General features: G+C 56.7%; 18 protein-coding genes. 9 read left to right on the top strand and 9 right to left on the bottom strand.

Features of this window, described 5'->3' with window-relative positions; genetic code table 11:
• Positions 1-2 precede the first annotated feature (2 nt).
• From Q1A43_RS16505 to folK, 7 genes are all read right to left on the bottom strand, one after another.
• Positions 3-449, bottom strand: coding sequence for a hypothetical protein (locus Q1A43_RS16505; RefSeq protein ID WP_299936958.1), 447 nt, complete (start codon positions 447-449; stop codon positions 3-5).
• 69 nt (positions 450-518) lie between these two features.
• Positions 519-953: an ABZJ_00895 family protein gene (locus tag Q1A43_RS16500; RefSeq protein ID WP_299936956.1), complete on the bottom strand. Its 435-nt coding sequence runs from the start codon at positions 951-953 to the stop codon at positions 519-521.
• Positions 954-968: 15 nt separating this feature from the next.
• A complete protein-coding gene (locus Q1A43_RS16495) occupies positions 969-1,721 on the bottom strand; it encodes a pyridoxine 5'-phosphate synthase (protein ID WP_299936954.1) in 753 nt (250 codons plus the stop codon).
• A gap of 90 nt (positions 1,722-1,811) precedes the next feature.
• Entirely contained in the window at positions 1,812-2,450 is a 639-nt protein-coding gene (locus Q1A43_RS16490; protein WP_299922472.1) for a DUF2062 domain-containing protein, read from the bottom strand.
• Positions 2,451-2,465: 15 nt separating this feature from the next.
• The gene (locus Q1A43_RS16485) at positions 2,466-4,604 is read right to left on the bottom strand and encodes a bifunctional (p)ppGpp synthetase/guanosine-3',5'-bis(diphosphate) 3'-pyrophosphohydrolase (RefSeq protein WP_299936952.1); all 2,139 of its coding nucleotides are present in this window, start codon (positions 4,602-4,604) and stop codon (positions 2,466-2,468) included.
• A gap of 28 nt (positions 4,605-4,632) precedes the next feature.
• The gene (gene rpoZ, locus Q1A43_RS16480) at positions 4,633-4,986 is read right to left on the bottom strand and encodes a DNA-directed RNA polymerase subunit omega (RefSeq protein WP_099242972.1); all 354 of its coding nucleotides are present in this window, start codon (positions 4,984-4,986) and stop codon (positions 4,633-4,635) included.
• 77 nt (positions 4,987-5,063) lie between these two features.
• Positions 5,064-5,624 carry a 2-amino-4-hydroxy-6-hydroxymethyldihydropteridine diphosphokinase gene (gene folK / locus Q1A43_RS16475; RefSeq protein ID WP_299936949.1) on the bottom strand — a complete coding sequence of 187 codons (561 nt, stop codon included), beginning with the start codon at positions 5,622-5,624 and terminating at the stop codon, positions 5,064-5,066.
• Positions 5,625-5,766: 142 nt separating this feature from the next.
• Here folK and Q1A43_RS16470 point away from each other — a divergent pair, with 142 nt between their 5' ends.
• Positions 5,767-6,339 (top strand): NYN domain-containing protein, encoded by a 573-nt coding sequence (locus tag Q1A43_RS16470; protein WP_299922480.1) that lies wholly within the window; start codon positions 5,767-5,769, stop codon positions 6,337-6,339.
• Positions 6,340-6,458: 119 nt separating this feature from the next.
• On the opposite strand, the gene Q1A43_RS16465 is transcribed toward Q1A43_RS16470, so the two are convergent.
• A complete protein-coding gene (locus Q1A43_RS16465) occupies positions 6,459-6,932 on the bottom strand; it encodes a cytochrome c (protein WP_299936947.1) in 474 nt (157 codons plus the stop codon).
• 148 nt (positions 6,933-7,080) lie between these two features.
• Here Q1A43_RS16465 and ispH point away from each other — a divergent pair, with 148 nt between their 5' ends.
• The 5 genes from ispH to Q1A43_RS16440 all read left to right on the top strand — a co-directional run bounded on the left by ispH (position 7,081) and on the right by Q1A43_RS16440 (position 10,711).
• Complete coding sequence (gene ispH, locus Q1A43_RS16460) at positions 7,081-8,022, top strand: 4-hydroxy-3-methylbut-2-enyl diphosphate reductase (RefSeq protein WP_299936944.1); 942 nt, start codon at positions 7,081-7,083, stop codon at positions 8,020-8,022.
• Positions 8,023-8,407: 385 nt separating this feature from the next.
• A complete protein-coding gene (locus Q1A43_RS16455) occupies positions 8,408-9,022 on the top strand; it encodes a LysE family translocator (RefSeq protein WP_299936941.1) in 615 nt (204 codons plus the stop codon).
• Entirely contained in the window at positions 9,022-9,609 is a 588-nt protein-coding gene (locus Q1A43_RS16450; RefSeq protein ID WP_299936938.1) for a class I SAM-dependent methyltransferase, read from the top strand. The genes Q1A43_RS16455 and Q1A43_RS16450 overlap by 1 nt, the downstream gene beginning before the upstream one ends.
• Positions 9,602-10,063: a ribonuclease HI gene (gene rnhA, locus Q1A43_RS16445; RefSeq protein ID WP_299922490.1), complete on the top strand. Its 462-nt coding sequence runs from the start codon at positions 9,602-9,604 to the stop codon at positions 10,061-10,063. Before Q1A43_RS16450 ends, rnhA begins: the two co-directional genes overlap by 8 nt.
• Before the next feature lie 30 nt (positions 10,064-10,093).
• Positions 10,094-10,711, top strand: a complete 618-nt coding sequence (locus Q1A43_RS16440) for a trimeric intracellular cation channel family protein (protein WP_299936935.1) — start codon at positions 10,094-10,096, stop codon at positions 10,709-10,711.
• 32 nt (positions 10,712-10,743) lie between these two features.
• On the opposite strand, the gene Q1A43_RS16435 is transcribed toward Q1A43_RS16440, so the two are convergent.
• Positions 10,744-11,919 carry a MalY/PatB family protein gene (locus Q1A43_RS16435; protein WP_299936932.1) on the bottom strand — a complete coding sequence of 392 codons (1,176 nt, stop codon included), beginning with the start codon at positions 11,917-11,919 and terminating at the stop codon, positions 10,744-10,746.
• 198 nt (positions 11,920-12,117) lie between these two features.
• On the opposite strand from Q1A43_RS16435, the gene def (Q1A43_RS16430) reads away from it, so the two are divergent.
• The 3 genes from def (Q1A43_RS16430) to def (Q1A43_RS16420) are packed head-to-tail and all read left to right on the top strand — an operon-like array spanning position 12,118 to position 13,618.
• Positions 12,118-12,636: a peptide deformylase gene (def, locus tag Q1A43_RS16430; RefSeq protein WP_299936929.1), complete on the top strand. Its 519-nt coding sequence runs from the start codon at positions 12,118-12,120 to the stop codon at positions 12,634-12,636.
• The gene (gene def / locus Q1A43_RS16425) at positions 12,633-13,124 is read left to right on the top strand and encodes a peptide deformylase (protein WP_299936925.1); all 492 of its coding nucleotides are present in this window, start codon (positions 12,633-12,635) and stop codon (positions 13,122-13,124) included. Before def (Q1A43_RS16430) ends, def (Q1A43_RS16425) begins: the two co-directional genes overlap by 4 nt.
• Positions 13,121-13,618 (top strand): peptide deformylase, encoded by a 498-nt coding sequence (gene def / locus Q1A43_RS16420; RefSeq protein ID WP_299936922.1) that lies wholly within the window; start codon positions 13,121-13,123, stop codon positions 13,616-13,618. Before def (Q1A43_RS16425) ends, def (Q1A43_RS16420) begins: the two co-directional genes overlap by 4 nt.
• Positions 13,619-13,644 lie beyond the last annotated feature (26 nt).

The following is a 13,644-nucleotide window of genomic DNA, read 5'->3' as shown; positions in this document are numbered from 1 at the left end:
GCCTAACGTAGGTCAGTCAGGATCGCGCCGGTGGCCTGATTGAGTTGAAACCACAAAAGGCGCGGCACCCCGGCCCCGGTGTCGAAATTATACTCGGCCACAGGGACGGTAAAAGACAAGCCGCGATTTGGGTCGTAGCTGCTTTGCAATTGGCTAAAATCCATCCCGGCAAAGCCCATGCCGTTTATGCCTATCACCTTGCATTGGCGGCTGCCCAGTTCGTCATAGGGGGGGGATAGAACCAAAACATAGGCCCAACCCGCAGCCGGTTCGATGGTATCCAGCGCCGCTATGCGGGTTTTACCGTTGGAAAAGGTGCGGGTGTTGGCCTCCCAAGGTTCGACGATATTGCGAGCATTTGACTGCCAATCACAATCCAAGACCTGAACATCGGCGGCCATGGCCGGGGCGCTTGCAAGGGTGAGGACAGCTAGGATTAGGCGCAACATCTGGAACTCCTGACGCGGGGTTTTAGGCAAGGTAGCATGACTTTATCAAAACGCTATGCCCGGTATACCTTACGCGTTGCGTTTGGCCTGCGCTTTCAACTCGTTCTTGGCACCCATGGATAGGGCAAAGCGATTGGTGAGCAAAACGACGACAAGGCTGATGGCGACAAGTATCATAAGCCCGACCGACCCCAGCGCCGCAAAGAGCCCGGCAAAACCGGGAGCAAAAACCAAGAATGCGGCGACAAGCAAAATTGATACCACGATGACGATACCTGTGGCCGCCAGCGCTGATTTCCATGCGTCACTCGATTCAAGTGGCTGCTTGGTTTCGCGGGCAATGCGCTGACCTTCTAACATCGCGGCCATCATGACCGGCAAAACGGTTGATACACCTGTTGGCATTTCAATGTTCGCAAAGGTTTCGAGCGCGACGGATAGGGCCATCAAAATGGCGATGGCCAACACATAGATGACGGTGTAGCGGGATAGGTTGATGCTCACGAGATACTCCAAACGTTAGGTGCGCGCCTCGTCCATGAGACGCCGCATTTCGGCGATGGCGGGTTGAAGGCCACGAAAGATGCTTTCGCCAATCAAGAAGTGCCCGATGTTGAGTTCCATCACTTCGGGGAAGGCCGCGATGGGCTTTACCGTGTCATAGGTCAACCCGTGCCCGGCATGAACCTCAAGCCCCAGCGTATGGGCATAGGCACACATATCACGCAAACGGGCCAGCTCTTCGTCGCGCTCGTCGAATTTGCCCTCGGCGTGGAAATCACAATAGGCCCCGGTGTGTAGCTCGATGACCTGTGCGCCGATGCGATTGGCGGCGTCGATCTGCTTTTGATCGGCGGCGATAAAGATCGACACGCGGCAACCAACATCGCGCAACGGGGCAATGAAATGCGCCAGCTTGTTTTCCTCGCGCGCAACCTCAAGCCCGCCTTCGGTGGTCCGCTCTTCGCGCTTTTCGGGCACGATACAGACCGCGTGCGGCTTGTGGCGCAGGGCGATGGCTTGCATCTCATCCGTCGCGGCCATTTCAAAGTTAAGAGGCACAGATAGTGCCTCCATCAACCCGTCAATGTCGGGATCGGTGATGTGGCGACGGTCTTCGCGCAGGTGTGCAGTAATGCCATCGGCCCCGGCCTCCTCGGCCAGTTTTGCGGCACGGATCGGGTCGGGATAGGCCCCACCGCGGGCATTTCGTACGGTGGCCACATGGTCAATGTTCACCCCAAGGCGCAAGCGTCCGGCATAGTTGGTCATGGTCGATACCCCGTCTGAAATCAGGCTCGCAATGGCGAGTCGAATTTGATCATATGAGGGAAGCCTGTGCGCTCCAACCCGCTAATCGGATCACTTGGCGCTGTTGTCGGCCTTTTTCTTGCGCAGCGCCGCCAGCCGCGCCTTGAGCGCGCCCTTGCGACGGTTCTGATAGGCGGTGATCAGTGGCAGCGAGATGTAGTAACACACGGTCGCGGTGATCAGACCGGGGATGATGCCGCCGATCATGTAGGGATAGAACACCTCGTCATAAAAGATCAAAAGGTCCGTCCAATCGACATCGGACCCATTGAACAGCGCAACAAGATTGTCCCACAAATCTTCGCCCGCTTTGACAAATTTATGTGCCAAGCCGCCATGTTCACCGGTGTTTTCCAGTCCAAGCAACCAAGTCCCGGTGGTCATCGACGCAACACCGATTGGCACATAGGTCAGCGGATTGCCGAAAAAGGTCGACAGGATCGCGGCAAGGAAATTGCCCCGCATCGCCCAAGAGATCAAAGCGGCCGTCAGAAAGTGCAGGCCATAAAACGGCGTGAAGGTGGTGAAAACCCCGGCAAAAATCCCGCGTGCAATACGATGGGGCGGATCGGGTAGGCGGTGCAGGCGGTGTTTGACGTAACGCGCGGCGCGCCCCCAGCCGCCACGCGGCCAGAAGAACTCGAGCACGATCTTCCAGATCGGGCGCCTGTCACGTCGTTTGAAGACCACAGTCTTCCTTTCAAGTCACTCCGTCGGAGCAGGTGCAGCGGCCAAAGCGGGATCACGGCGCCGCTCAACCGAGGCGACGTTGCTTTCTGCTTCTACTGCGGACATCACCGTATGGAGATGCTCTGCGTCTCTCAGATCCACATCAACCAGAAGTCTGTAAAAATCAGGTTTCCGGTCGACAAATTTCAAGTCTGAGATATTGGCCTTACGCTCACCAATCAATGTGCAAATCCGTCCCAGGACGCCTGCGTCATTCCCAATGGTCAATTCGAGGGTCACGGTATAAACCGGAGGGTGAGTTCCTTCGGCCCAATGCAAGTCTAACCAGCGCTCTGGTTGGTCCTCAAAATCGGCCAAGGCCCCGCAATCTATGGTGTGAACGGCGACGCCGCGCCCGCGACGCGCCAAACCGATGATCCGTTCACCGGGTAGGGGCTGACAACATGCCGCACGGGCAAATCCCTGCCCATGTTCAAGGCCAACAACCGCCCGGCCGGCGTCAATTTCGGCCTCATTGCGAATCGCTAGGTTAGGATAAACCGCTTCGACAACCTCGCGCGCGGTGACTTCGGCGCTGCCCAACCGGGCAAGCAACGTGTCCGTATCACCAAATCGCAAAGTCGCAGCGGCCTTTTCAAGCACCTTATCGGTGGCCTTCTTGCCGTTGTTTTCAAAGGCCGCGCGGGCAAGTTCCGCCCCGAGTTTGACATAGCGCTCTTTGTTGGCTTCGCGCAGTGAGCGGCGGATCGCGGTTTTGGCCTTGCCGGTGGTTGCAATGTCGAGCCAAGTCGCCTGAGGTGTTTGCCCTTCGGCGATGATGATCTCTACCGACTGGCCGTTTTTCAACCGTGTCCAAAGCGGCACGCGGATGCCATCGACCTTGGCCCCGACACATTTGGAGCCGATCCGGGTGTGAATCTGATAAGCATAATCCAACGGCGTCGCGCCCTTGGGGAGCTTCACAACATCGCCCTTGGGCGTGAAACAAAACACCTTATCCGAATACATCTCAAGCTTGACCGCTTCGAGGAATTCGTCGTGATCGTCGTCTTCGTCAAACTGTTCGGTGAGCGAGGCAATCCATTTTGCCGGATCGACGGCAAACGGGTTTTCGGCGCGCTGACCATCCTTGTAGGACCAATGCGCCGCCACCCCGGTTTCGGCAACTTCGTGCATTTGCCGGGTGCGAATTTGAACCTCGACCCGTTTGCCATCGCGCCCCGAGACGGTGGTATGAATAGAGCGGTAACCGTTTGATTTCGGCTGGCTAATGTAATCCTTGAACCGGCCCGGAACCGCGCGCCAACGTTGATGGATAGCACCTAACGCGGCATAGCATTCCGCTTCGTTCATAGTGATGATGCGAAAGCCGTAAATATCGGAAAGACGGGAAAAGCCAATCTGCTTTTCCTGCATCTTGCGCCAGATCGAATAGGGTTTCTTGGCGCGACCAAAGACCTCGGCCTCGATCCCGACCTTGCCAAGTTCGTGGCGCATGTCGCCGGTGATGCGATGGATCACATCGCCGGTTTCTTTTTGCAGCGTGATAAAGCGGCGGATGATGCTGCTGCGCCCCTCGGGGTTCAGTACGCGAAAGGCCAAATCCTCAAGCTCTTCGCGCATCCACTGCATCCCCATACGACCGGCAAGCGGCGCATAGATATCCATGGTTTCACGCGCCTTTTTGATCTGCTTTTCGGTCTTCATGGCACGGATGGTACGCATGTTGTGCAGACGGTCGGCGAGTTTGACCAAAATCACCCGCATGTCCTTGGACATCGCCATGAACAGCTTGCGGAAATTTTCGGCCTGTTGGGTTTCGGTGCTCGACAGCTGAAGGTTGGTCAGCTTGGTCACACCATCGACCAGATCGGCGATCTCACGCCCGAATTTCTCAGAGACTTCGGTATAGGTCGACCGGGTGTCTTCGATGGTGTCGTGCAGCAGGGCGGTGATGATGGTGGCGTCATCCAGCTGTTGCTCGGTTAGAATGGCGGCAACGGCGACGGGATGGGTAAAGTAAGGCTCGCCCGACTTGCGGAACTGGCCTTCGTGCATCTCGCGGCCATAATCATAGGCCGCGAGGATCAGCTTTTCGTTTGTCTTGGGGTTGTAGTTGCGAACGAGGGCAACAAGGTCTTCCGCCGCGATCATTAGGCGTCTTTATCCCCCAATTGTCAGGTTAACCCTGACCTTGCGCTTCCATCAGGGCGCGCAGCAATTTCTCTTCGGACATGTCGTCGTCTTGCGGCTTGTCCTGTTCAGCCCCCATCAAAAGCGCCATGGCGTCTTCTTCTGGTTCGTCAACTTCGATCTGTGTCTGGTTCGATTCGATCAAACGTTCACGCAGTTCTTCGACCGACTGTGTTTCTTCTGCGATTTCGCGCAGGGCAACAACGGGGTTTTTATCGTTGTCACGATCCACAGTTATCGCTGCACCAGCAGACACTTCGCGCGCCCGGTGGGCGGCAAGCATCACCAGTTCAAACCGGTTGGGAACCTTGTCAACGCAATCTTCAACGGTCACGCGGGCCATGTGGCGACTACCTTTATTGGGTGTATACGAAGTTGCGCTTTTAGCGTGGCTCTAAGGGCTTGACAAGCCAAATCGGATTAGATCGGCTGAACCTCGTCGCGCATCGCTTGGGGCAGGGCGTCAACCATGTCGCGCACTGTGGTTCCCAAGACCGGATGTCGCCAATTTGGGGCAATGTCACAGAGGGGAACCAATACGAAAGCACGCTCATGCATCCGGGGATGCGGTAGGATCAATTCATCAGGTGCGCGGATTTTTTGATCTTCTAGCGGCAGGTCGCGCCACATGGCATGAACCCGGTTAGACGGCATCACAGTGTCGCCCATCGCGACTAGGTCAAGATCCAGTGTTCGGCTACCCCAACGCTGAACCCGTTCGCGTCCAAACGCGGCTTCGATGTCGTGTAGATGCTGCAAAACTGTCTTGGCAGAATGCTGGCAAGAGATGGTTATACACGCATTGATATAGTCCGGTCCTGTCCCTGCAGGAAAGCAAGGTGTCGAAAAAAAACGACTGACGCTACGTATCGTATATTTGCGATGTGCCAATTCAAAAATCGCACTTCCCACTGTTTTCAATGGGTTATTCTGGCCATCACCGAGGTTTGACCCCAGTGCAATTAAGAAATCTTGTACCATGGAACAGTTCCGTCTATCCTTTTGCACAGGTTCGGGTTCTTGCACCTGCACCTATATTCTTTACTGTATCTGATCTGATCCGCATCACTCACACTCACTCACACACTTTTTGGCGGATTGCATTACATGAAAGGACTTTTCGATGTTCTACAAAGACGAACGGCTGGCGCTGTTCATCGATGGATCGAACTTATATGCTGCAGCCAAAGCGCTTGGGTTCGATATCGATTACAAGCTGCTGCGCCAGGAATTCGCTCGCCGCGGTAAAATGGTTCGTGCATTTTACTACACGGCCTTGCTCGAAAATGACGAATATTCGCCGATCCGCCCATTGGTTGATTGGCTGCACTACAACGGTTTCACCATGGTCACCAAACCGGCCAAGGAATACACTGATGCCCAGGGCCGCCGTAAGGTCAAAGGCAACATGGATATCGAGCTGACCGTTGACGCAATGGAGCTGGCCCCACGAGTGGACCACATCGTTTTGTTCTCCGGGGATGGTGATTTCCGCCCGCTGATCGAATCATTGCAGCGTCAGGGCGTACGCGTATCGGTTGTCTCAACCATTCGCAGCCAGCCGCCGATGATTGCTGATGAACTGCGCCGCCAGTGCGATAATTTTATCGAACTGGATGAGCTACGCGATGTCATCGGGCGCCCTCCTCGTGAGAACCCGATTGAGCGCAGCTTCGAAGTGGCGACTGGTCAATAAACGTCTGCTTCGGTTCTTCTTTGGAATGAACTGATCCAAACTGAAAATTAGAAAAGGCCGCTCAGATTTTGGGCGGCCTTTTTAGCATTTGCGGACCTTGCACCAGGGTTATTAGCGCTTTATTGGCCTGCGCGGGTGTTGAAGTCGTTGTGGCGAAGGATGATGTGATCGGGCCATGTGCTTTTGATAAAAGCCAAGACATCGACAATGTCGTGCGGTTCAAGACTGTCAGCAAACCCAATCATTTTGGATTGATATCCGTTGCCAACAATGGCCTCCGTTCCCAACGCGACGATCTGGATTAATTGGGCATCTGGATGGTGCCACGTATGCCCGGTTTCATCATGGGGCGGCGCGGGCAAATAGCCGTCGGCGTCCCGTTCGCGCCAATTGGGTTCACCTTGTAATTGATCCCCGTGACAAGAGGCACAGGCGTCTTCGTAGATGTCTGCGCCCTTGGCGATGCGATCAGCGTCTTGATAGGGCAAAAGCCCATTGGCGTTCGCAGGGTCGCTTTGCCAAAGATAGGCCGCTGTGGCGATGCCGCCGATAACGGCCAACCCAACAAGAGAAAAGCGCAAAGTTCGGGTCATAGAGTTGTCCTTTTTGAGAGGTGATCGCTCTTCCAGTCGGTGGAAGGTCAAGACACGAAAACGTGACATCGTTGGGTTGTCGGGCTGGACGATGCACCCACATTGTCTATAGGTCGTTTTGAACAGGATGACGTTTAGGAGTGACGCCATGACCCAAGCTCTGACCCTATACCTCGCGGCACCGCGTGGCTTTTGCGCAGGTGTTGACCGGGCGATCAAGATTGTCGAAATGGCGATCGAGAAATGGGGCGCTCCGGTTTATGTGCGCCATGAGATCGTGCACAACAAATACGTCGTCGATGATCTGCGCGCCAAAGGGGCGGTGTTTGTCGAAGAGCTTGAAGAATGCCCCGATGATCGCCCGGTGATCTTTTCCGCTCATGGGGTGCCGAAATCGGTACCCGCCGAGGCATCGCGGCGCAAAATGGTCTTTGTCGATGCGACCTGCCCTTTGGTGTCCAAAGTGCATATCGAAGCGCAACGCCATGCCGAAGCCGGGTTGCAGATGATTATGATCGGCCATGAGGGACATCCCGAAACCGTCGGCACCATGGGCCAGTTGCCCGATGGTGAGGTTTTGTTGGTTGAGACCGAAGCCGATGTTGAGACGGTTGAGGTGCGCGACCCCACGCGTTTGGCCTTTGTCACGCAAACCACTTTGTCGGTTGATGACACCAAAGGCATCGTCGCGGCGTTGAACAAACGGTTCCCGGCGATTGTTGGGCCGCACAAAGAAGACATTTGTTACGCCACCACAAACCGCCAAGAGGCGGTCAAAGCCATTGCACCGGATTGTGATGCTTTGCTGGTGGTTGGGGCCCCCAATTCGTCAAACTCCAAGCGCTTGGTTGAAGTGGCGCGCAAGAATGGCTGTGACTATGCGCAGCTTGTTCAGCGGGCCACCGACATTGATTGGCGCGCATTGGGGAATATCGGATCGGTTGGGATTACGGCCGGGGCCTCTGCGCCAGAAGTGTTGATCGAAGAGGTGATTGATGCCTTTCGGGCGCGGTTTGATCTGCGCGTCGAACTGGTGGAAACCGCCGAAGAGAATGTTGAGTTCAAAGTGCCACGGGTGTTGCGCCAGTAAGCTTAGACCCAAGCCACCCCGCTTTCTTCGCAGCACAGCCCACCCGCCCGCCCCTGCGCTCCGAACAAATCGGGGTGGCTTGGCGCGCGCACAGGGAGCGGCCCGCATCAGCGATAGGCTGGCGGGGGAAGGGGATGGGTAGCCGTTGGTATGGCTCGTGAAAAAGAGAAGATCGGCGCCGTGCCCGGAGGGGCGACATGATCACAGGGGCGTAAACCCTGTGATACCCGATAAGGAGCCTGATAGGGCATCCTTGTGATCAATTGGGGCGGGGGTGTCCGCCTGTTTGTCATCTTCGGTGCTGCAGCGTTGGGTAGACTGCAGAAAAAGGCTTGGCAATTCCTTGCGCCACCGTACGTTAGGTCTAACGTTCGGGAGGCGATTGATGATTTCACTACAGTTCCTATTGACCGCATTTGTTGTGGTTCTCGCGCCGGGCACCGGCGTTCTATATACGCTGGCAATTGGTTTGGGGCAGGGGCGTGGCCCCTCTCTTGCGGCGGCTTTTGGCTGTACGCTTGGAATTGTACCGCATCTGCTTGCTGCGACCTTGGGTTTGGCGGCGGTCTTGCATGCCTCAGCTGTTGCTTTCAACATCGTAAAGTTTGCCGGGGTGGCGTATCTGCTCTGGCTGGCATGGCAAAGCCTGCGCTCGGGTGGCGCGCTTAGCCTAAGTGCGGAGAAGAGCGCCGAACCGGCTTGGCGCATCGCCCGCCGTGCCGCGTTGATCAACATCTTGAACCCAAAGCTGTCGATATTTTTCCTTGCTCTTTTGCCGCCGTTCTTGTCCGGCAACCCGGCAACCGCAAGCCTTGAGATGACCGTGTTGGGCGGGGTGTTTATGGCGATGACCTTTGGGATTTTCGCCGCCTATGGTGCCTTTGCCGCGCTGGCGCGTCGCTGGCTCTTGGGGAGCGAGCGGGTGATGCGGTGGCTGAACCGCTCCTTTGCGGCTGTTTTTGCCGCTCTGGCTGGGCGTTTGGCGTTGGAGCGCGCCTGATGACGGATAAGACCACCCTCGACGTCTATGGTGAACGGGTTGACGAATACGTGTCTGTTCCGGTGACGGGCACCCAAGCCGAGGCTTTGGCGGGGTTCTTGGAAAAGTTACCACCGCAATCGCATATTCTTGACTTGGGATGTGGCCCCGGTTTGCACGCCGCCGAGATGATGGAGGCCGGGCATCGGGTTTCGGCGATTGACGCAACACCGGAATTTGTATCCGCCGCCAAGGCGCTGGGCGTCGACGCCCGGCTGGGCCGTTTTGACGATGTGACCGAGCAAGCCGCATATGATGCAGTTTGGGCAAGCTTCTCACTCCTTCATGCGCCGCGAACCGAGTTTCCGCGCCATGTGGCGGCGGTGCATCGCGCTTTGCGCCCCGGAGGTGTGCTGTTCTTGGGTATGAAACTTGGCCAAGGCGAAGAACGCGACGCGCTGGGCCGGTTTTATAGCTACTATTCCGAAGAGGAGTTGCGCGAGAGGCTTGCACAGGCTGGGTTCACTGCTATTGAAGCGGTTCACGGCACGGGCAAAGGCCTTGCTGGAACCGATGACCCTTATATTTTGATGACCGCTTATGCCTGATCTCTATGCCTATACTGACGGAGCTTGCTCTGGGAATCCCGGCCCCGGCGGCTGGGGTGTTTTGCTCTTTGCCAAGGATGGCGAAAGCATCCTCAAAGAGCGGACGCTAAACGGCGGCGAGGCCGAAACCACCAACAACCGTATGGAATTGATGGCGGCGATCATGGCCTTGGAAACATTGGCCAAACCGTCGTCTTTGACCGTGGTGACCGATAGCGCCTATGTCAAAAACGGCGTAACCGGTTGGATCCATGGGTGGAAGCGCAATGGCTGGAAAACCGCGGCCAAGAAACCGGTCAAGAATGTCGATCTATGGCAGCGGCTGGACGAAGCGCAGGTGCGCCACGACGTGACGTGGAAATGGATCAAGGGCCACGCGGGCCACGCCGAAAACGAGCGCGCCGATGAGTTGGCGCGCGAAGGCATGGCACCGTTCAAACCGGGCAAATCCTAAGAGGCCCGAAAAGAGCGCGAGGGAGAGGGCATGACCGTAATCTCAATACTCGACCACGCGGCGGTTTTGGTCTTTGCCTTGACCGGAGCCTTGGTGGCCAGTCGTGCCCAACTTGACCTGATTGGGTTTGGTTTCTTTGCCTGTTTGACGGGGCTGGGGGGCGGTACCTTGCGCGATCTACTACTTGATCGCACCCCGATCTGGATCGATAGCCCAACCTATCTGGCCGTGGCCTGTGGTGCGGCGATCTTGGTGTTTTTCACGGCGCATATGCTCGAAAGCCGGTACCGCGCGATCCTATGGCTTGATGCGGCGGCGCTAGGCGTTGCGGTGGCCGCCGGGGCGGGCGTTGCTCAGGCGATGGGGCAACCCGGTACGATCATTTTGGTTATGGGCGTTGCAACGGGATGCGCCGGGGGATTGATGCGTGACGTTGTCGCCAATGAGGTGCCTTTGGTGCTCAAACAGGGCGAGCTTTATGTGACCTGCGCCTTGGTCGGGTCTTTGGCGCTTTTGTTTGCCCCGATTGTCGGCGCGCCAGTGGCGAGCTTGCTCTGCGCCTGTCTCACCTTTGCCCTGCGCGCCGGGTCATTGGTTTGGGGGTGGTCGATGCCAACGTATAAGCCGCGTCCACCCCGCCAGGATTAAGTGGGGATTAAGCGGGTAATTACCCCCCCGTCTTATTGTAAATCCCCAAAGGCCTTTTGCAGACGTTCACCAGCTTCGATCACACGGGTGCGTGGTGTCGCAAAATTGAACCGCAGGAAGCTTTCGCCACCTGAACCAAAGGTCGGCCCAAGGTTGGCAGCAATCCGGGCGTCTTTTTGCACACGGGTTGTGAACTCGTCGCGGGTCATACCTGTGCCGTCAAAATCGACCCAAGCGAGGTAGGTGGATTGCATATCCATCGAGGCCAAGCCCGGAATGGCGTTGACGGCGGCATCAAAGATTTTGCGATTGCCATCAAGGTATTGAACCAATTCATCCACCCATTCCGCACCTTCTGGGGAATAGGCGGCGGTGGCCATAAACAGGCCAAAGGAGTTGGACGACATCCCCATGCCGGCCATCGTGGCCGCAAAACGCGCACGCAGGTCTTCGTTGGGGATGATGACATTGCCGACATGGCTTCCGGCGACGTTAAAGGTTTTGGTGGTGGCGGTGAGCATCACCAGACGTTCCAAAACGTTGTCGTCCACGAGGGTCATCGGGATGTGGGAGTTGCCGGGCATAACCAGATCGTGGTGAATTTCGTCCGAGACCAGTATCAGGTTGTGACGCCGGGCAAATTCGGCAACGCCTTTAAGCTCGGCGCGGGTCCAGACGCGGCCACCGGGGTTATGGGGCGAGCACAGGATAACCATGCGCTCATTGCCGGTCATCATCGAATCATAGGCGTCGAAGTTCATTTCATAGCGGCCGTCGCGCTGGGCCAATGGGCATTCAACCACTTCGCGTCCGGCGGCGCGGATCACACGGGCAAAGGCGTGATAGACCGGGGTGAATAGGACAACACCATCACCGGGGTTGGTGTAGGTTTGAACACACATAGCGGTGCCATTGACCAAACCGTGTGTGGTGAAAATCGACTTGGGGTCGACTTTCCAACCATGCCGGTTTTCCATCCACCAACAAATGGCGTTCAGATAGGCACTGTCGTCACCGAAATAGCCGTAGACGCCGTGGTCGAGCATGGCCTGCAAAGCGTCTTGCACGCAGGCGGGCGGGCGAAAATCCATATCGGCCACCCACATGGACAAACCATCTTTGGCAGGAACGCCATAGATTTTCTCCATCATGTCCCATTTTACGGAATGGGTGCCAAAGCGGTCGATCTCTTCGTCAAAGCGGCTCATGTTGCGTCCTTGTTGTGCCCCACGCTGCGTCTTGTCCCAAATTTCATCGATGAAATTTGCAAATTCCGTGCACGGAATTTGGAGCGTGCCGCGGCGGGTGGGGAAAGGGTTACTGTTGCGCCCGACGCTAGCGGTATTTGCAGCAGGTGCAAGGGGGCTGGCTTGCGCATTGGGTTGGATTTGCCTAAGTGACAGGCCATGAAACGTCCTATCCTCATCCACCCCGACCCGCGCCTGAAAAAGCTATGCGACCCGGTTGCTGATTCCTCTGACGAATTGCGCAAACTGGCCGATGATATGCTTGAAACCATGTATGATGCGCCGGGCATTGGCCTTGCTGCGCCACAGATCGGTATCTTGCAACGCTTGATCGTTTTGGATTGCGTCAAGGAAGAGGACGGACCGCCGCGCCCCTTGGTGATGTTCAACCCCGAAGTTGTCGCCAGCTCGGATGAGATCAATGTCTATGAAGAGGGTTGTTTGTCGATCCCGGATCAATATGCCGAAGTCACCCGCCCAAAAATGGTTGAGGTGCAGTGGATGGATCAGCACGGCAATGCGCAAAGCGAAGAGTTTGACGGGCTTTGGGCGACTTGCGTCCAGCATGAGATCGACCATCTGAACGGCAAGCTGTTCATCGATTATCTCAAGCCGCTCAAGCGCCAGATGATCACCCGCAAAATGCAGAAGTTGAAACGCGAGCGGGCACGGGTGTGAGTATTCGCCCGGTCCTGACTTGGCCCGATAGCTGTTTGTCGCAGGTCTGTGCCGCAGTGGCCGCACCCGATCCGGGTCTGATCAGCGACATGTTCGAGACCATGTATGATGCGCCGGGGCGCGGCTTGGCGGCCCCCCAGATTGGTGTGATGCAGCGGCTGTTTGTCATGGATGTGGGCTGGAAAAACGGGGAAAAGACGCCGATGGTCTGTCTCAACCCCGAGATTGTGGCGGCGTCAGAGGACACAGTGGTTGGCCCCGAAGGCTGCCTGTCGATGCCCGGTGTTTTGGTTGATGTTGAACGCTCGGCGCAAATCGAGCTGCGCTATACAAATGCCGACGGTGACCGCCTTACCGAGACACTTACCGGGTTTGCGGCCATTTGTGCCCAGCACGAGTTGGATCACCTAGACGGCAAGATGCATTTTGATCGGGTGTCGCAGGGCAATCGCACCCGAATATTGAAAGAATACGAGGCTTTGACATGACTGTGCGCCCTTTCCTGCAATGGCCTGACAAGCGCCTTCGGACCGCTGCCGAGCCTGTGACCGAGATCACCGATGACATCCGCCAGATTTGGACCGACATGATCGAAAGCATGGATGCCATGCCCGGCGTTGGTCTTGGCGCGCCGCAAATTGGTGAGATGCTGCGCCTTGCGGTGGTGGATTGTTCGGATGAACGCGGGCAGGCGATCCGCATGGCCAATCCAGAGGTTTTGCACGCCTCGGTGCAATTGCGCATGCATGAAGAAGCCAGCCCTAACCTACCGGGGGTCTCGGCCCCAATTGATCGCCCCCGTGCGGTGACGGTGCGGTTTATGGATCAAAACGGCGATATGGTTGAGCGTGACTTTGTCGGGCTTTGGGCCACCTCGGTCCAGCATCAGATCGACCATTTGAACGGCAAGATGTATTTTGACAAACTGTCCAAGGTCAAACGGGATCGGTTGATCAAACGGGCGCAGAAACTGGCGCGGTAGCGGTTTTCAACCGGGGGAGGGGCCAG

Source organism: uncultured Pelagimonas sp., from assembly GCF_947498515.1.
GTDB lineage: Bacteria > Pseudomonadota > Alphaproteobacteria > Rhodobacterales > Rhodobacteraceae > Pelagimonas.
This window is presented reverse-complemented; position numbering and strand designations above follow the sequence as displayed.